Below are 17,578 nucleotides of genomic sequence, written 5' to 3' on the forward strand. Positions count from 1 at the left end.
CTCCGCTTGTGTGGAGTTGTTCCGGACACGGTCTGTCCCGGCACCTGCCGACGGATATGCAAGGGCTCGTCGGCCAGGGGGAGGGGCGACCGGCAATTCAGAGCCGATCGGTGACGCCGTCGGCGTCTTTGTCATTGCCCGGAGCGCTGCGAAAAAGGACGTGGTGAGCGCTCCGGGGTACTGGTGTCAGCCCACCGTCTCGTAAACCTCGAAGCCCTCGCCGCGGACGAGCCGGTCGTGGACGGCCTCCACGGAATGGCGGACGGTGCTGGTCACGGGCGCGAAGAAGCTGGTGTCCTGCGGCTGGATGCCCAGGAACAGGATCTCCGGCACGGTCTCCCGCAGGCTGTCGATCAGGAAGTTCAGCGGGATGGCGTGGGTGGTGACCATGAACTGCTCGGCGACGCTGTCCTGCCCGATCAGGCGCACCGCGCCCGGCGGCAGTTCCATGTCGGCGGCATCGACGATCAGCACCCGCTGCGGCGCCAGAGAGCGGATGTGGTGGGTGTGGTTTTCCGGGACATCCTCCCCGTCCACCACGGTCCAGCCGGGGGCCGGCTGCTCGTCGAGCAGTTGGGCCAGCAGCGGGCCGGCCCCGTCGTCGCCGCGCAGGACATTCCCAACCGTGAATACGACATCGGTCATGACAGCCGTCTCCCCATCAGATAGATCGCGGGTTCTCGCCGGATGGCGTCCAGCGCGGTACGCAGCCGGTCCAGCCACGCCGCCACGTCGGGCGGGGCGGTCGGCAGCACCGCCTCGATGGCCGCCATCAGCGGCCGGGTGTGGGTGCTGTCCACCGTGATCTCGCCGAAGCGCAGCAGGCCGGACAGCTTGCGGTGTGCCTCCTCATTGTCCTTCAGCGTTTCCAGAACGCGGTCGAACACCGCGGTGGTGCAGCGGAAGGCCGGCTTGAAGCAGTCGAACACGCCGATGTGATGCCCGATGGCCAGCGAATAATAGACCACCTGCTTGGCATCTTCGGGAATGTCCTCCTTCCGCTCCAGCACCTTGGCGTTCAGCTGGTAGAACACCACCTCCGGCGCAGCTCCCCGGCCGGCCCGCAGGCCGGGGAGGGAGCCGGGATCGGCTTGTGCGAGGGTGCTCATGCCGTTTCTCCTCGGATGGCCTGCTGCACGACATCGACCAGCCGGCCGATGATCTCGGCACGGCGCGGGTCGCGTTCCTCGGCGACCGCCTCCACCATGCATTCGGACAGGCTGAAGGAGCCGGGCGTGCGCGCATGCCCCTCCAGCAGGGCCATGAACTCCTCGGCGATGGCGCGGCCCTGGCGGTAGCCGGCCATCCGCCGGGCTTCCCGTTCCAGCCGGACCCGCAGCGCATAGGGGATGTCGGGGTGGGGCAGGGCGGCGGTCTCGCCGGCGGCCTCGACATGGGTCTCGGCCTTCAGCTTCTGCTCCAGCAGGCCCAGCGCCACGGCGAAGCCGTGGATGGTCGCGGCCGGCGTCGGCGGGCAGCCGGGGATGTAGACGTCCACCGGCACGATGTTGTCGGTGCCGCCCCACACGCAATAGAGGTCGTGAAAGATGCCGCCGGTACAGCCGCAGGCGCCGTAGGAGACGACGATCTTCGGATCGGGCGCCGCCTCGTAGGCGCGCAGCGCCGGCATCCGCATGGAGCGGGTCACCGCCCCGGTGAACAGCAGGATGTCGGCATGGCGGGGCGAGGCCACCACCTTGATGCCGAAGCGCTCCGCGTCGAACACCGGGGTGATGGACGAGAAGATCTCGATCTCGCAGCCGTTGCAGCCGCCGCAATCGACACGATAGACGTAGGCGGAGCGCTGGATGTTCTTCAGTAACGCCTTTTTCATCGTGGCGATCTGCTCGCTGGTGGAGACCGGCGACATCTCCGCCACCAGGGTCTTGGGGTCTACGGGGATGTTCATGGCGTGGTCTCCGGTTCCTGAGTCATCTGCCGGCCGATTCCCATGCCGGCGATGTGATGGACGTCCTGGGCGCGCTTGCAGGCCGGGCAGGTCGAGACGGTCAGGCGCAGGCGGTCGGCCTCCTCCGCACTGCGGGCCGACTGGCTCAGCAGGCGGGCGACGTAATCGACCTCCTTGGCCGGGGCGAAGGGCTTGCCGCAGCAGGCGCAGTCGGCCAGCGAGAACACCGCCTTGCGCGTCAGGTCGGCCTTGCTGCCGACCGCCAACTCGAAATCGTCGGACAGGCGGATGGCGCTGGTCGGGCAGGATTCCTCGCAGCGGCCGCAGAAGACGCAACGCCCGTAATTGATCGACCAGATGCGGGTGCCGGCTGCGGTGTCGGTCTCCATTTGGATGGCATTGGCCGGACAGGCGACGGTGCAGGCTGCACAGGCGATGCAGTCCTCCGCCCTGTGTTCCGGCTTGCCGCGGAAGTCCTTGCAGACCGTCATGGGAGCGAAGGGGTACTTGACCGTCGCCTCGCCCGTGCGGAAGATTTCCTTGAGTAGCTTGAGCATGTCCCGCCCCCGTCACTTCAGCGGTGAATCCGTGCGTTCGCGGCAGTAGCGCTCCATCTCCTTGTAGGCGATGGTCTTGGAGCGCTTCTTGCGAACGTCGACGACGGTCACGCGGTCGGTGCAGGAATAGCAGGGGTCGATGCTGCCCACGATCAGCGGGGCGTCCGACACCGTATTGCCGCGCAGCATGTAGCGCAGCACCGGCCAGTTGTTGTAGGTCGAGGCGCGGCAGCGCCAGCGGTAGAGCTTCTGGTTGTCGCCGGTCATCGACCAGTGGATGTCCTCGCCGCGCGGCGCCTCGGTGAAGCCGAGCGCGAATTTGTGCGGGACATAGGTGAAATCCTCGGTCAGCACCGGGCCGGCGGGGGCCTTGTCCAGCAGCTGTTCGATGATCCACAGGCTGTCGAAGAACTCGGCCACCCGCACCAGCGTGCGGGACAGCACGTCGCAGCCCTGCTCGACATGGACCGGCATGTCGAGCAGCCTGTAGCCGCCGAAGGCATGGTCGGCGCGGGTGTCGCGGCGGTGGCCGCTGCCGCGCACCACCGGCCCGACCGGGCTGTAGTCGCGGGCGATCTGCGGGTCGAGCCGTCCGACGCCCTTGACACGGCCGCTGACATTGGCGGTGGACAGCAGCACGTCGACCAGCCGGGTCACGTCGTCGCGCAGCTCGGCCACCAGTTCGCGGGTCCTGGCCTGCTGGTCGCCCAATATGTCGCGGCGCACGCCGCCGATCAGGTTCAGCGCATAGGTCTTGCGGGCGCCGGTCAGCAGCTCCGCCAGCGTCATCGCCTTCTCGCGCACGCGGAAGAACTGCATGAAGCCGGTGTCGAAGCCGATGAAATGGCAGACGAGGCCGAGGTTCAGCAGATGGCTGTGCATCCGCTCCGTCTCCAGCAGGATGGAGCGGATGGCCTGCGCACGCGGCGGCACCTTGATGCCCAGCGCATTCTCCACCGAGCTGGCATAGGCGACGCTGTGGGCGTAGCCGCAGATGCCGCAGACGCGGTCGGCAAGGAAGGTGACGTCATTGTAGCCCATCCGCGTCTCGGCCACCTTCTCCATGCCGCGGTGGACGTAGAACATGCGGTAATCGGCATCGATGATGTCTTCGCCATCGACGAACAGGCGGAAATGGCCGGGCTCGTCGGAGGTGATGTGCAGCGGCCCCAGCGGGACGACGCGGGTCTCCTGCTTGGCCTCGTTGATGAACTGGTAGGTCTCGTCGTCGCTGGTCGGCGCCGGCCGCAGCCGGTAGTCCATCGAATCCTTGCGCAGCGGATACAGCTCGTCCGGCCAGTCGTCGGGCAGGACGAGGCGGCGTTCGTCCGGCAGCCCGACCGGACGCAGGCCGAACATGTCGCGCACCTCGCGCTCGCCCCAGACGCAGGCGGGAACCCGCGGGGTGACGGAGGGGTATTCCAGTGTGTCGGCCGGCACCTCGCAGCGCACCACCACATGGCACTTGTCGCCGCCCTCCATGGACAGGACATAGTAGACGGCGTAGGCGCCGTTCAGCGGCCGTTCGTCGTTGCCGACGACCACCGACAGCCAGCCGCCATGGTCGTAATAGAGGCTGGCGACGACATCGGGCAGCGAGACGGGCTTGACCGTGATGGTGACCTGGGCCTCGGTCTGCCAGGATTCATCCAGGATCGCATGGGGCAGGCTCTCGCGCAGGGAGGCGATATAGCCGCTCCCGACCCGTTCCGGAGTGATCAGGTTCATTTGGAAATCTCCGTCTGCGAGAGGCTGCCGGTCACCAGTTGCCCGCCGGCGCGGGCCGTGTCGTATGTCTGCCTGTCGTATGTCTGCCAGGGCGCGGCCACCACCGGGCGGCTGTCGCCGTTCATCACCACCGCGGTCGCCTGCTGGACGAGGTTGGACAGCGGCTGCGGCACGGCGAAGCCCAGCGTCAGCACCAGCACCGCCAGCACGCCCAGCGGGGCCAACGCCTTCCAACCCACGTCACCTTTCGGCATCGTCTCCGGGCTCTTGCCCAGCACGCTGTCGGCGACGATCTTCACCAGACCGGCGATGGTGATGCAGAGGAACAACGCGCACAGCGCCATCACCCAGCCGTAGCCTTCGTTCAGCCCCGCCATGAAGACCATGAATTCGCTGACGAAGATGTTGAAGGGCGGGAAGCCGGCCAGCGCCAGGGCGCAGCCCATCATCAAGAGGCCGGTGGCGGGCGCCACCCGCAGCACGCCCTTCACCGCCCGCAGGTCGCGGGTGCCGTACTTCATCAGGACGTTGCCGGCGCTGCAGAAGAACAGGGCCTTGGTGACGCTGTGGTTGATGGCGTGCAGCAGCGCGGCGGCAATGCCCAGCGGCCCGCCGACGCCGAGCGCCACGACGATCAGCCCGACATTCTCGATGCTGGAATAGGCCAGCTTGCGCTTCAGATCCTGCTGCACGAAGAACAGCAGCGACGAGACGCCGACCGACAGGACGCCCAGCGTCAGCAGCAGCATCTGCGGGAAGCCGGTGCCGACCGTGCCGACGGTGATGACGTAGAAGCGGATGACGATCAACAGGGCGCATTTCAGCAGCACGCCCGACAGCAGGCCCGACACCGGGCTTGGCGCCTCGGAATGGGCGTCGGGCAGCCAGGCATGCATCGGGAAGATGCCGGCCTTGGTGCCGAAGCCGATCAGGGCGAAGACGAAGGCCAGCTTGACCAGCATCGGGTCCAGTTCGGCGGCATGGCCGACCAGGGCCGTCCACAGCACCGCCTGATGCGGGTCGGCCAGCACGTCGGCGGCGTTGGAGAAGACCAGCACCGTGCCGTAGAGACCGAAGGCGACGCCGACCGTGCAGATGATGACGTATTTCCAGGCGGCTTCCAGCGAGGATTTCTGCCCGTAGAGCCCGACCAGGAAGGCGGATCCCAGCGTCGTCGCCTCGATGGCCGCCCACATCATGATGATGTTGTTGGCGGTGACCGCCAGCAGCATGGTGAACAGGAACAGGCTGAAGAAGCCGTAGTAGATCCGGACCTTGCCCGCGTCGATCATGCCGGCTTCGAGGTCGTGGCGGATGTAGGCGATGGAATAAAGGCCGGTCAGCAGCCCGACCACGCCGATCAGCATCATGAAGACCGCGCCGAGCGCATCGACGAACAGCCAGTCGCCGAAGGCGGAGATCGCGCCGCTGGACAGCACTTGGATCAGCGCCGCGATGCTCAGCAGGAAGACGTAGCCGACGGAACCCAGATGGATGCGCTCCAGCAGCGTCACGCTGCCCTGGTCGGTCGCCAGCGACTCGGGCAGGGAGTCCCGGAACCAGGGCAGGGTCAGCAGGAACAGCGCCACCGCCAGCGGACCGATCAGGAGAAGTGGGGGAAGGATCGAGGGTACCATGGCGGTCATCCCTTCAGGCTCGTGAGCTGGCGCGCGTCGAGCGTGTGCAGCGTGTCGAAGATCCGCGATCCCAGCGCCGCCATCACCACCACCGCGAAGATGGCGTCGGTGGCGATGCCGATCTCCACCAGCTCCGGCGCGTTGGGGGCCAGCAGGGCCAGGGTCAGGTGCGACCCGTTCTCCATCAGGCAATAGCCGAACACCTGCTTCAGGATGTTCCGCTGCGCCACGATGCAGGCGAGCCCGATGAAGAAGAGGGCGAGCGACACCGCCAGCGCCGGCTTGATGGCGTCGGCCGCCGGCAGCGTCACCTTGGACGCGACGCCGAAGCAGAGGATGACGGCGACCGCCGCGCCGACGATGGACAGCGCCGTCGGCATCACCGCGCCGGAGCCGATGGCCGGGTCGCTCAACCGGCGGAAGGCGCGGTACATGATCGCCGGGACCAGGATCACCTTGGTCAGCAGCGCGGTGAAGGACCAGAGATACAGCTCGCCCGACCCGGTGGTCCCCGCCAGCGCCACGAACAGCATCACCAGGATGAAGCTCTGCAGCGCATAAAAGCGGGCGGAGTTGGCCGGATTGCCGGCGAGCGTGACCAGAAGGGAGCTGACGATCAGCAGGCCCGACAGGCCGTTGACGATGAGAAATCCGTTCATGACCGTTCCCTCCCTCAGCCGAGCCACGAGGCGGCGATGGAGCTTGAGACCACCGTCATCGCCACCAGGGCCACCAGCACGAATTTCATGCCGGCCGGCAGCGGTGCTGCCGCGGCCATGGTGGTGGACGGCTTGCCGGGCACCGAATGGCCGAGCCATTTCAGGAACCAGGCGAAGGAGCCAACCGATTCCGCCAGCGCGATGACGACCAGCAGCATCAGCGCCCAGTGGTGCGCCCCGACCTCGAACCCGCCGGCGAAGATGGCGAACTTGCTGAAGAAGCCGTTGAAGGGCGGCACCCCGGTGATCGCCAGGGCGGCGCAGACGAAGGCGACGCCCAGCAGCGGCGACTTGGTGACGATGCCGCGCAGCGACGGCAGCAGCCGGGTGCCGGCGGTGTAGCTCAGCGCACCGGCGACCAGGAAGAACAGCGTCTTGGCGAAGGCATGGTTGAAGATGTGGGCGATGGCGCCCTTGAAGGCGAGATCGGAGCCGAAGACCGACAGCGACAGCGCCAAGAGGATGTAGGCCAGCTGCGTGATGGTCGAATAGGCGAGCAGACGCTTCAGGTCGACCTGCGGCAGATACATGAAGAAGCCGTAGACCAGCGTCAGCACCGCCATGATCGACCCGACCCAGCCGACGATCTCCGGCGCGCCCCCCGACGACATCAGCCCGCGGGCGAAGATGTAGACGCCGACCTTTACCATGGACGCCGCATGCAGGTAGGCGCTGACCGGGGTCGGGGCCTCCATGGCGTCGGGCAGCCACATGTGGAAGGGCAGCTGGGCCGATTTGCCCCAGGCCGCGAACAGGATCGCCAGCAGCACGACCGCCTTCATCCCCGGCGCCAGATCGGCGATGGCGGTGAGCGCGAAGGTGCCGGTGGACAGGAACAGCAGCGCCGCCGCGACATAGAGGCCGAGCGAGGCGACATGGGTGACCAGCAGCGCCTTTGCCGCGGAGCGCAACGCCTTGGGCGACTCGTAGTAGCCGATCAATGCCCAGGAGCAGGCGCCTGTCAGCTCGAAGAAGGCGAGCTGGCCGACGACGGTGGAGCTGAAGACCAGTCCGGTCATGGCGCCGATGAACACCAGCAGGAAGGCATAGAAGCGCCGCCGGCCGATGTCGGGATGCTCGCGGTTTCCGGCATTCAGGTAGGCGGCGGAATAGACCGCCACCAGCAGGCCGATGGCGATCACCGCCAGCGCGATCAGCACGCTGACGCTGTCCACCACCAGCCCGAGGATCGAGACCGATCCGAAGGAGATCAGCTCATAGGTGCCGCCGACCTTGCCGTCGCCGAGCAGCGACATGGCGAGGATGGCGATCACCGCGACGGTGGCGGCGGCGAAGCCCTGGCACAGCCATTTGGCCGATGCCCGTTCCGATGCCGCAATCGCCGCCGCACCGCCGAAGGGGACGAGGATGGCGGCCAGCGCCAGCAGCCCGAGCGGTTCCGTGGGGAGTGTTATCATGATGCTGCCCCTCGCCGGCTCACAGGCCGACCAGATAGAAGACGAAGGCGAGCGAGGCGGCGCCGACCCCGACCCAGCTGTGCTGGGGGGTCAGGCGGAAGCGGACGCGCGCGACGCTGTTCTCGACCACGCCGACGGCGGCGAAGATCAGGACCAGCTTGATGGCGAAGGCGACCAGCCCGAACAGCAGCCCGAAGAAGGTCATCTCGGGCGCGCTGCCGAAGGGCAGGAAGACGCCGATGAACCAGGCGACGACGACCGCCTGCTTCAGCGACATCGCCCACTTGATCAGCGCCAGCGAAGGACCGGAATATTCGGTCAGCGGGCCTTCCTGCAGTTCCTGCTCCGCCTCCGCCATGTCGTAGGGCAGCTTGCCCAGCTCGATGTAGATGGCGTAGGCGAAGGACAGGGCGGCGATCACCGTCGCGGTGGCCGAGCGGACATGGCCGTCGGCGATGGCTGTGCCGATGGCGCCGAGGTTGGTCGAGCCGGCCAGCAGCGCCGCCACGAACAGCGACAGCATCATCACCGGCTCCACCAGCACGCCCATGGTCAGCTCGCGGCTGCCGCCGATGCCGGAGAAGGAGCTGCCGCTGTCGATGCCGGACAGCGAGAAGAAGAAGCGGGCGAGCGCGAACAGGTAGATGACCGTGATCAGGTCGCCGATGGGCGCCACCGGCGTGAAGCGGGTCAGCATCGGGATGCCCATGGCGATGACCAGCACCGTCGTCAGCATCACCGCCGGCATGGCGCGGAAGGCGAAGCCGCTGTTGGGCGGGGTCAGGTCCTGGCGGGTCAGCAGCTTGGCGATGTCGCGATAGTCCTGCAGCAGGCCCGGCCCGTGGCGGGTGTGCAGCTTTGCCCGGACCATGCGCGACAGTCCGGAGACCAGCGGTGCCGCGGCGAGCAGGAGGAGCGCCTGGAACAGTCCCAGGATGAAGTGCGAGAAGGTCAGCATGGCGTCCTCCCGTCAGACGGCCAGCGCCAGCAGCGCGATCAGTGCTGCGACGATGTAGAGGCAGTAGATCCGGAAATCGCCGGCCTGGATGACCTGCAGCCACTTGCCGCTGGCATCGACCGCGCCGGTGATCGGGGCGATGACGCTCCGGTCGGCGAGCGGTTCGGTGCGCCGCGCCAGCGTGACCACCCGTTCGAAGCCATGGGCGATGCCGGTCCAGCGCCCGGAGATCGAGCGGCGCATGGTATAGAGCGGGGCGAAGAACATGCGGATCGGCTGGGCGAAGCTGCCGGCGGTGGCGGGCATGTGATGGTCCGGCAGGTAACCGGCCGCCCAGGGCGCCGCCGCCTTGCGGTCGCCGCCGCGCTTGGCCGCGAAGGCGGCCTTCAGCGCGATGGGCAGGAAGGCCATGGCAATCAGCAGGATGGCGATCAGCGGAGTGGACAGCGTTGCCTGCTGGGCGTCGCCCGGCAGCAGGGTGGTGCCGACCGCCAGCGTCACCGGGGCGGTGCCGATGGTCGCCGCGGCGATGCGGCCCATCACCGGCGCCACCAGCGGGGCCAGCAGGCCGAGCGCCACGCAGGCGACGGCCAGCACCGCCATGCCGGCGACCATCGCGGCCGGCGCCTCGCGCGCCTCCTCCGCATGGCGGCTGCGCGGCGCGCCGGCGAACATGATGCCGTAAGCCTTGACGAAGCACATCACCGCCAGCGCGCCGGTCAGCGCCAGCATGACGGCGGCGATGGGGGCGGCGAACTTCACCAGCGGGGTGCCGTCCAGCGCCGCGGCGAACAGCGCTTGGTAGGTGTACCATTCCGACACGAAGCCGTTCAGCGGCGGGATCGCCGAGATGGCCAGCGCGCCGACCAGGAAGGACAGGGCGGTCCAGGGCATGGTCCGGGCCAGCCCGCCCATCTCCTCCATGTCCTTGGTGTGCATGCGGAAGATGGCGGAGCCGGCACCGAGGAACAGCAGGCCCTTGAACACCGCATGGTTCAGCAGGTGATAGAGCCCGGCCATCAGCCCCAGCACCGCCAGCACCGGCTGGTGCAGCGCCATGCCGATCATGCCGGTGCCCACACCCAGCAGGATGATTCCGATATTCTCGACCGAGTGGTAGGCCAGCAGCTTCTTGATGTCGTGCTCTGCCAGCGCATAGACGACGCCCAACACCGAGGATACGGCACCGAAGGCCAGCACCAGCAGGCCCCAGCCCAGCATCGCCGGCCCGGCGCTGGCGCCCAGCAGGTCGATGCCGACCTTGACGATGCCGAAGACGCCGATCTTGATCATCACGCCCGACATCAGCGCCGAGGCGTGCGACGGGGCGGCCGGATGGGCGCGCGGCAGCCAGATGTGCAGCGGGATCATGCCGGCCTTGGCGCCGAAGCCGGCGAAGGCCAGCAGGAAGGCGACGCTGTCCAGCGGGGACGGCAGCGGGTGGGCGCGGAAGGCGGCGAAGTCGAAGCTGCCGGCCCGGTTCGCCATCAGGAAGAAGGCGGCCATGATCAGCACAGAGCCGCCATGGGCGACCAGGAAATAGAGGAAGCCGGCGCCCACCGCCTCGTCATCCTGGTCGAAGATGACCAGGAAATAGGAGGCCAGCGACATCATCTCGAAGAAGATGAGGAACCAGAAGGCGTTGTCGGCCGCCACCACCAGCATCATCGACGCGATGAAGGCGTTCATGAAGAAGCCCATCGCCCCGATGCCGCGCCCGGCATATTCGCGCACATAGGCGAAGCCGTAGATCCAGGCGACCAGCGACAGCAGCGAGATGACCGCGATCATCAGCCCCGCCAGCGGGTCGAGCCGCAGGACGAAATGGGCGAAGGGGTAGGGGCCGGCGGCGTCCAGCACGGCCGGCTGGCCCGCGCCGATGGCCGTCAACCCCGAAGCCAGCCCGGCGAGTGCCGCGGCGATGCCGACGCCGCTGCCGCCGAGACGGATGTCCCCCTCCCGATGCTTCAGGAGGAGGCAGAGGATGGCGCCGCCGCAGGACAGCAGCAGCGACATGATGAGCAGGGAGAGTGGAATCATGGGTCCAGCCCCTCCAGCGAGGCGAGCGGCGTTTCGGGACTGACCGGTGCCGTCGCGGCCAGGGTGCGCTTGACGGCGGCAGCCTGACGGGTGGCCTCGGCGTCTGCCGCATAGAGGGCGGCGGTCGGGCACACGCGCACGCAGGCCGGCCCGTCGTCGGAAAAGGCGCAGAGGTCGCATTTCACCGCCACGCTGCGCACGCCGATGTCCCAGGCCAGCAGCGGATCGAGCGCCGCCGAATGGCTGGGCGTTGCGGTGGCAATGCCGGCGACCCCGGCGATGCCGGTGCCGCTGGGCGTGATGGCGCCGAACGGGCAGGCCAGCGCGCACATCTTGCAGCCGATGCAGGCCTGCTCATCCAGCAGGATGCTGTCGGCGGCATGGGTGATGGCGTTGACCGGGCAGACGCGGGCACAGGGCGCGTCCTCGCACTGGTGGCAGAGGACGGGGCCGGTGTCGTCGCCGATCCGCATGACGGTCAGCCGGGGATGCGACTGCAGCCCCTGTTTTTTATGTGCCTCGGTGCAGGCCGCCATGCAGGTGTTGCACCCGATGCATTTTCTCGGTTCCGCGATAACGAAGCGATTCATGTCCAGACCTCCGGCTTCCCGGGCGGGTGCGTCGACTCGGCCTGATCGGGAATGGGAAGACTCCCGATAAAAAATCCTGATCGGCCAATAAGAAGACAGTATTGGCTCGCGCACGCCCCCGTCGCCGCCTGTTGTTGCAGGCGGTGCGGCAGAAGGAGAGCCATCTGTTGCGAATCTTTGTCAAATCGCGGTCTTGGTGTGGACCGCCATCGACTTCGCTACGCTATTCCCCTGAATGACGCGATGTCAACTAGACACATAAAAAAAGTGGGTATAAGGTGCGCGACACAAAGACAGGAAGTCATCGGTCGGCTTGATTGCCGAATGGCTTGCCAGAAACTCCGATAAGGAAGAAGAGATACTCGATAGGATCGGCTTATCGGCGTCGATTACTTTTAAAGATCGGGCGATAAGCGATTTCAATCGGACGTGAAGCCACCGGTGCCCACAGCGGCGAACCGGCGCGTAACGCCAGGGAACAGTGAAGCGATGCCGGGGCGGAGCCGTCCGACGGCCCCCTCCGGCTGCAAACAAGGACGACGGGAATGAACAGATTCGTCACTGCAAACCCAAGCAAGTGCATCGGTTGCCGGACATGCGAGGTCGCCTGTGCGCTTGCCCATTCCGATGGTGCCGGCGTCGAAGGACTGGCGCCGGAAACCTTCAAGCCGCGAATCCGCATGGTGAAGACGGCCAACGTCAGCACCGCGGTGATGTGCCACCATTGCGAGGACGCGCCCTGCGTCAACGCCTGCCCGAACAACGCCATCGTCTATCGCCAGCACAGCGTGCAGGTGGAGCAGGAGCGCTGCCTGGGCTGCAAGAACTGCGTGCTGGCCTGCCCGTTCGGCGCCATGGACGTGGTGACGGTGCCGGCGGTCCGGCAATTCGCCGGCATGACGCTCAGCCTGGGCGTCAAGGCGCAGGCGCACAAATGCGACCTGTGCGTCGGCCGCGACGCCGGCCCGGCCTGCGTGTCGGTCTGCCCGACCAGCGCCCTGACCTTGATGGACCGGGACGCGATGGACGAGACCCTGCGCCGCCGGCGCGAGCGCGCCGCCCTGGAAGCCGCCGAAGTCGCGGCCTGACCCCCCATCACTGCGGCTGAAGCACAGCCGGCGCAATCGAGCGAATATCGAGGTCGAGATGGAAAAGCATATGGCGGTCTGCCCCTACTGCGGTACGGGCTGCAAACTGAATCTGCTGGTCGAGGGCGGGAAGGTCGTCGGTGCCGAACCCCTCAACGGCGTCACCAATGAAGGAGAACTCTGCCTCAAGGGCTATTTCGGATACGACTTCATCAACGACACCAAGATCCTGACGCCGCGCCTGCGCAATCCGATGCTGCGCCGCTCGCGCGATGCCGCGTTCGAGGCGGTGTCGTGGGACGAGGCGATCGACTATGCGGCGAAGAAGCTGGGCGAGATCAAGGCCAAGTACGGTCCCGATTCGATCATGACCACCGGCTCGTCGCGCGGAACCGGCAACGAGACCAACTATGTGATGCAGAAATTCACCCGCGCGGTCCTCGGCACCAACAACGTCGACAACTGCGCGCGCGTCTGCCACGGCCCGTCGGTCGCCGGATTGCAGGTGACGCTGGGCAACGGCGCGATGAGCAACTCGATCCCCGAGATCGAGCACACCAAATGCGTCCTGGTCTTCGGCTACAACGTCGCCGACAGCCATCCGGTGATCGCCAAGCGCATCATCAAGGCCAAGGAACGCGGCGCCAAGATCATCGTCTGCGATCCGCGCAAGATCGAGACGGCGCGTCTGGCCGACCTATGGCTGCCGTTGAACAACGGCTCCAACATGGCGCTGGTCAACGCCTTCGCCAATGTTCTTATCAATGAAGGGCTCTACAACAAGGAGTATGTCGCCAACTACACGGAGGGCTTCGACGAGTACAAGAAGATCGTCGACAAATACACTCCCGAATACGCCGCGGCGATCACCGGCCTGCCCGCCGAAGACATCCGCGAAGCGATGCGCATCTATGCGGCCGCTCCCTCCGCCACCATCCTGTGGGGCATGGGCGTCACCCAATGGGGCCAGGGCGTCGATGTGGTGAAGGGGCTGTCGGGGCTGGCGCTGCTGACCGGCAATCTCGGGCGTCCGAATGTCGGCGTCGGCCCGGTGCGCGGCCAGAACAACGTGCAGGGCAGCTGCGACATGGGCGTGCTGCCGACCGAGTTCCCCGGCTACCAGAAGGTCACCGACCCGGAAATCCGAGCGAAATTCGCCAAGGCCTGGGGTGTCGAGTCGCTGCCCGACCAGATCGGCTACCGCCTGACCGACGTGCCGCATCTGGCGGAGACCGGCAAGCTGAAGGCCATGTACATCATGGGCGAGGACCCGGCCCAGACCGAGCCGGACCTGGCGCTGGTGCGCAAGGGCTTCGAGGCGATGGAATTCGTCATCGTCCAGGACATCTTCATGACGAAGACGGCGATGTTCGCCGACCTGATCCTGCCGGCCACCTCCTGGGGCGAGCATGAGGGCGTGTTCAGCGCCGCCGACCGCAGCTTCCAGCGCTTCACCAAGGCGGTGGACGCCAAGGGCGACGTAAAGCACGACTGGGAGATCATCAGCCTGCTCGCCACCGCCATGGGCTATCCCATGCACTACAACAACACCAAGGAGATTTGGGACGAACTGCGCGAGCTCTGCCCGATCTTCTACGGCGTGACCTACGAGAAGATGGAAGGGTTGGGTGCGGTTCCGTGGCCCTGCCGCGACCTCGATTCGCCGGGTTCCAAGTATCTGTACGAGGGCAACGTCTTCCAGCGGCCGGGCGGCAAGGGTCTGCTGTTCGCCACCGAATGGCGTCCGCCGAAGGACCAGCTGACCGAGGAGTTCCCGCTGATCCTCTGCACGGTGCGCGAGGTCGGCCATTACTCCTGCCGCTCGATGACCGGCAACTGCGCCGCCCTGCAGACGCTGGCCGACGAGCCCGGCTATGTCACCATCAACCCGAAGGACGCCAAGGCGCTGGGCATCCGCGACCAGGAACTGGTCTGGGTGTCGTCGCGCCGCGGCAAGGTGATCAGCCGCGCCAGCGTTACCGACCGCACCAACAAGGGGGCCGTCTACATGACCTACCAGTGGTGGATCGGCGCCTGCAACGAGCTGACCATCCACGCCGTCGATCCCATCGCCAAGACGCCGGAATACAAATACGCCGCCGTCCGGGTCGAGGCGATCGCCGATCAGGTCTGGGCCGAGAATTACGTCCAGCAGGAATACGCGAAGCTGAAGGGCGGCCTCAGCAACGCGGTGACCCGTGCGACGAAGAAGGCCCCCGCCTACGCGTGATGTTTCGTGGCGCCCACCTCACTCCCTCTCCCCCTTGGGGAGAGGGGCGGGGTGAGGGGGATGCATCGCATGGATTGTCGGGAATCCGCGCCGTGCCACCCCCTCACCCTAACCCTCTCCCCGGGGGGGAGAGGGGATCCTTCCCGGTGCCCGAGGACCCAATCCCATGCATGAGATCGCCCTTTGCCAATCCCTGCTGGAACAGGCGATGAAGGCGCGGGAGGCCAATCCGTTCAACAGGGTGGTGCGCGTCAGCCTGTCGGTTGGCCAATCCAGCCGGGTGCAGCCCGACGCCCTGCGCCACGCCTTCGACCTGCTCAGCCGCGACACCTTCCTGGAGGGGGCGGAGCTGCGGATCGACCGGCCTCCGGGGGAGGGGTTCCGATTGGTCGAGATGGAGGTGTCGTGAACGTGACTCTTCGTGCGCCTATGATGCGTCGCATTGCCGCTGCGGCAGCCCGCGCGGAGACGTGAGCACGTGACTCGTATCAATGATGTTGCTCGGGTCGTGATTGAAAAGTTCCCGATCCACGCTGCGCCTGACGTGGTTGAAGGAGCCCCGGCATGCAGGAAAAGCTGGAATTTCTGATCGCGCTGGCCACCGAGAAGCACTTCGGCCGCGCGGCGCAGGTCTGCGGGGTCTCGCAGCCCAACCTATCGGCAGCGATCAAGCAGCTGGAATCGACCATGGGCGTGCCCCTGGTCGACCGCGGCGCACGTTTCATCGGCTTCACTCCGGAAGGGGAGCGGGTGCTGGAATGGGCGCGGCGCATCGTCGGCGACTACAAGGCGATGCGCGCCGACGTGGAGACGATGAAGCAGGGGCTGACCGGCACGCTGCGGCTGGTGGTGGTGCCGACGGCACTGCCCATGGTCCAGCGGCTGACCGCCACAGTCTGGTCGATGCATCCCGGCATCAAGATCACCATCGCCTCCCACAGCTCTACCGAGATCCTGTCGCGGCTGGAGAATCTGGAGGCGGAGGCCGGCATCACCTATCTCGACAACGAACCGCTCGGCAATGTGGACGAGGTGCCGCTCTATCACGAGCGCTATCATCTGATCACCTCGGCGGGCGGCGCGTTCGGCACGCGCGACAGCATCACCTGGGAGGAGGCGGCGACCGTGCCGCTCTGCCTGCTGAACGCCAACATGCAGAACCGCCGCATCATCGACCGCGCCTTTGCCGAGGCGGGTGTACATGCCGAACCGATGCTGGAATCCAACTCCATCGTCGTGCTGACCAACCATCTCTGCACCGGCATGTGGTCGACGATCATGCCGCGGATCATGGCGGACTCGCTGCTGCTGCCCCCGACCATCCGTGCCATCCCCATCGTGGCGCCGGAGCTGTCCACCCTGATCGGCCTTGTGGTCGCCCGCCGCGATCCGCAGCCGCCGCTGACGGCGGCGCTGATCGCCGACGCGCGCCGGCTCGCCCCGGAATTGGCGATGGTGGCCTGATCACAGGGCAGCTTTGTCAACTGGTCATACCACTTGACGATTTGTCGCGCCCCTGTGTTGCGTTGCAGCATGCTAAGGAATCGGACGGGAGACGCGCCGGGATCGGCCCGTCCACGCCTCCCCCGAGGAGTGCTTTTTCCAATGAATACCGATACTAAGTCGCACCGGTGGTCAGTCGCCCCGGCGCAGCGCGCGCTCGACCACGAACCGCTCGGAACCGACATCCATGCCGCTTTTGCCAAGGTGGTCGCTCGCCTGCACAGCGAAGCGGACGCCTTTGCACGGCGCATGGCCGATGTGGGCAGCGTCGAGCTGGTGGAGCGTGACGGTGGGGCGCAGCTGCTCTACCGCGCCCATCATGGCGAAGACCACGGCGAGGGGCTGCACCGGCTGGTCGGCAGCTTCGACCTGCATCTGACCCATGACGGCAAGGCGGCCATCCACATGCGCATCCGCGGCGATCTGCCGCCGGCCGAGGTTCTGGACTTCGACCGCGTGACGGCCGACCATCTCCGGACCCGGCTGCATGCGTTCGAGATGGGTTGCCGCCGCCTGCCGATGGCGCGCGCCGCCTGACCGGACCGGTGATCTGCAGCTGAATAGCCGCAGCGAAGCCCCCGCAGCGGACCATTGGCGCACTGTCGCCGACTGGGCGGGCAATGCCAAGTCGCCGCCCGCCCGCGGCACGGAGGAGACCAGATGTCTGACAACAACAATGAACTGATCACCGCGGCGCTGCGCCATGCGGCGGCCCTGCATGACGGCACCTTCCGCCCCGACCGGGCGCGGACGCCCTTCGTCTCGCATCTGTCGGAAACCGCCGAACTGGTGGCCCAGGCCAGCGGCACGCCGGCGGAGATCGCCGCCGCCTGGCTCCACGACGCGGTCGAGGATGGGCTGACCACCATCGCCGAACTGGCCGACCGCTTCGGCCCGGAGGTCGCCGACCTCGTGGCCGCCGTCAGCGACGCGCCCGAGGATGTTGGCCGGGCGATTGCCGAGCGCAAGGCGATCCAGGCCGCCCGCCTCGCCGCCGCGCCCGACGGGGCCAAGCGCATCAAGCTGGCCGAGCAGATCTCGATCCTCAAGGCGCTGGCGGTGGAGCGCCCGCTGTCCTGGAGCGTCGAGCGTGCGGACGCCTATGTCGAAGGCTCCCGCCTTGTCGCGGATGCCTGCGCCGCCGCCAGCCCGCTGCTGGCCGAACGCTACGCCGCCGCCTTGGCCGGTGCCTCCCGCTGAC

Annotated in this window: 17 protein-coding genes; 6 read left to right on the forward strand and 11 right to left on the reverse strand. The window is 67.0% G+C overall.

Annotation, left to right across the window (positions count from 1 at the left end):
• Window positions 1-186 precede the first annotated feature (186 nt).
• Genes hycI through FZ983_RS32670 form a run of 11 tightly spaced genes read right to left on the reverse strand, consistent with a single transcriptional unit; the run spans window position 187 to window position 11,556 of the window.
• On the reverse strand, window positions 187-645 hold the full coding sequence (hycI, locus tag FZ983_RS32620; protein ID WP_149228937.1) for a hydrogenase maturation peptidase HycI: 459 nt from the start codon (window positions 643-645) through the stop codon (window positions 187-189).
• Window positions 642-1,109 (reverse strand): formate hydrogenlyase maturation HycH family protein, encoded by a 468-nt coding sequence (locus FZ983_RS32625; protein WP_149228938.1) that lies wholly within the window; start codon window positions 1,107-1,109, stop codon window positions 642-644. The genes hycI and FZ983_RS32625 overlap by 4 nt, the downstream gene beginning before the upstream one ends.
• Window positions 1,106-1,909, reverse strand: a complete 804-nt coding sequence (locus tag FZ983_RS32630) for an NADH-quinone oxidoreductase subunit B family protein (protein ID WP_149228939.1) — start codon at window positions 1,907-1,909, stop codon at window positions 1,106-1,108. Before FZ983_RS32630 ends, FZ983_RS32625 begins: the two co-directional genes overlap by 4 nt.
• A complete protein-coding gene (locus FZ983_RS32635; protein WP_149228940.1) occupies window positions 1,906-2,466 on the reverse strand; it encodes a formate hydrogenlyase complex iron-sulfur subunit in 561 nt (186 codons plus the stop codon). The genes FZ983_RS32630 and FZ983_RS32635 overlap by 4 nt, the downstream gene beginning before the upstream one ends.
• Before the next feature lie 12 nt (window positions 2,467-2,478).
• Complete coding sequence (locus tag FZ983_RS32640) at window positions 2,479-4,194, reverse strand: hydrogenase large subunit (RefSeq protein ID WP_149228941.1); 1,716 nt, start codon at window positions 4,192-4,194, stop codon at window positions 2,479-2,481.
• Window positions 4,191-5,831 carry a hydrogenase 4 subunit F gene (locus tag FZ983_RS32645; RefSeq protein ID WP_247884072.1) on the reverse strand — a complete coding sequence of 547 codons (1,641 nt, stop codon included), beginning with the start codon at window positions 5,829-5,831 and terminating at the stop codon, window positions 4,191-4,193. Before FZ983_RS32645 ends, FZ983_RS32640 begins: the two co-directional genes overlap by 4 nt.
• 5 nt (window positions 5,832-5,836) lie before the next feature.
• Window positions 5,837-6,490: a hydrogenase 4 membrane subunit gene (hyfE, locus tag FZ983_RS32650; protein WP_149228943.1), complete on the reverse strand. Its 654-nt coding sequence runs from the start codon at window positions 6,488-6,490 to the stop codon at window positions 5,837-5,839.
• A gap of 14 nt (window positions 6,491-6,504) precedes the next feature.
• Entirely contained in the window at window positions 6,505-7,968 is a 1,464-nt protein-coding gene (locus FZ983_RS32655; RefSeq protein ID WP_149228944.1) for a hydrogenase 4 subunit D, read from the reverse strand.
• A gap of 19 nt (window positions 7,969-7,987) precedes the next feature.
• Window positions 7,988-8,926, reverse strand: a complete 939-nt coding sequence (locus tag FZ983_RS32660) for an NADH-quinone oxidoreductase subunit H (protein ID WP_149228945.1) — start codon at window positions 8,924-8,926, stop codon at window positions 7,988-7,990.
• A gap of 12 nt (window positions 8,927-8,938) precedes the next feature.
• Complete coding sequence (gene hyfB, locus FZ983_RS32665; RefSeq protein WP_149228946.1) at window positions 8,939-10,966, reverse strand: hydrogenase 4 subunit B; 2,028 nt, start codon at window positions 10,964-10,966, stop codon at window positions 8,939-8,941.
• The gene (locus tag FZ983_RS32670; RefSeq protein ID WP_149228947.1) at window positions 10,963-11,556 is read right to left on the reverse strand and encodes a 4Fe-4S dicluster domain-containing protein; all 594 of its coding nucleotides are present in this window, start codon (window positions 11,554-11,556) and stop codon (window positions 10,963-10,965) included. Before FZ983_RS32670 ends, hyfB begins: the two co-directional genes overlap by 4 nt.
• A gap of 545 nt (window positions 11,557-12,101) precedes the next feature.
• Here FZ983_RS32670 and FZ983_RS32680 point away from each other — a divergent pair.
• From FZ983_RS32680 to FZ983_RS32710, 6 genes are all read left to right on the forward strand, one after another.
• Entirely contained in the window at window positions 12,102-12,644 is a 543-nt protein-coding gene (locus FZ983_RS32680) for a 4Fe-4S dicluster domain-containing protein (RefSeq protein WP_149228949.1), read from the forward strand.
• A 58-nt stretch (window positions 12,645-12,702) separates the two neighbouring features.
• The gene (gene fdhF / locus FZ983_RS32685) at window positions 12,703-14,874 is read left to right on the forward strand and encodes a formate dehydrogenase subunit alpha (RefSeq protein WP_149228950.1); all 2,172 of its coding nucleotides are present in this window, start codon (window positions 12,703-12,705) and stop codon (window positions 14,872-14,874) included.
• A 166-nt stretch (window positions 14,875-15,040) separates the two neighbouring features.
• Window positions 15,041-15,283 carry a hydrogenase maturation nickel metallochaperone HypA gene (locus FZ983_RS32695; RefSeq protein ID WP_149228952.1) on the forward strand — a complete coding sequence of 81 codons (243 nt, stop codon included), beginning with the start codon at window positions 15,041-15,043 and terminating at the stop codon, window positions 15,281-15,283.
• 155 nt (window positions 15,284-15,438) lie between these two features.
• On the forward strand, window positions 15,439-16,338 hold the full coding sequence (locus tag FZ983_RS32700; RefSeq protein WP_149228953.1) for a LysR family transcriptional regulator: 900 nt from the start codon (window positions 15,439-15,441) through the stop codon (window positions 16,336-16,338).
• A gap of 141 nt (window positions 16,339-16,479) precedes the next feature.
• Window positions 16,480-16,914 (forward strand): hypothetical protein, encoded by a 435-nt coding sequence (locus FZ983_RS32705; protein ID WP_149228954.1) that lies wholly within the window; start codon window positions 16,480-16,482, stop codon window positions 16,912-16,914.
• Between the two features lie 123 nt (window positions 16,915-17,037).
• Complete coding sequence (locus FZ983_RS32710) at window positions 17,038-17,577, forward strand: HD domain-containing protein (protein ID WP_149228955.1); 540 nt, start codon at window positions 17,038-17,040, stop codon at window positions 17,575-17,577.
• Window position 17,578 lies beyond the last annotated feature (1 nt).

The organism is Azospirillum sp. B21 (genome assembly GCF_008364825.1).
In the GTDB taxonomy this organism is placed as follows: domain Bacteria; phylum Pseudomonadota; class Alphaproteobacteria; order Azospirillales; family Azospirillaceae; genus Azospirillum.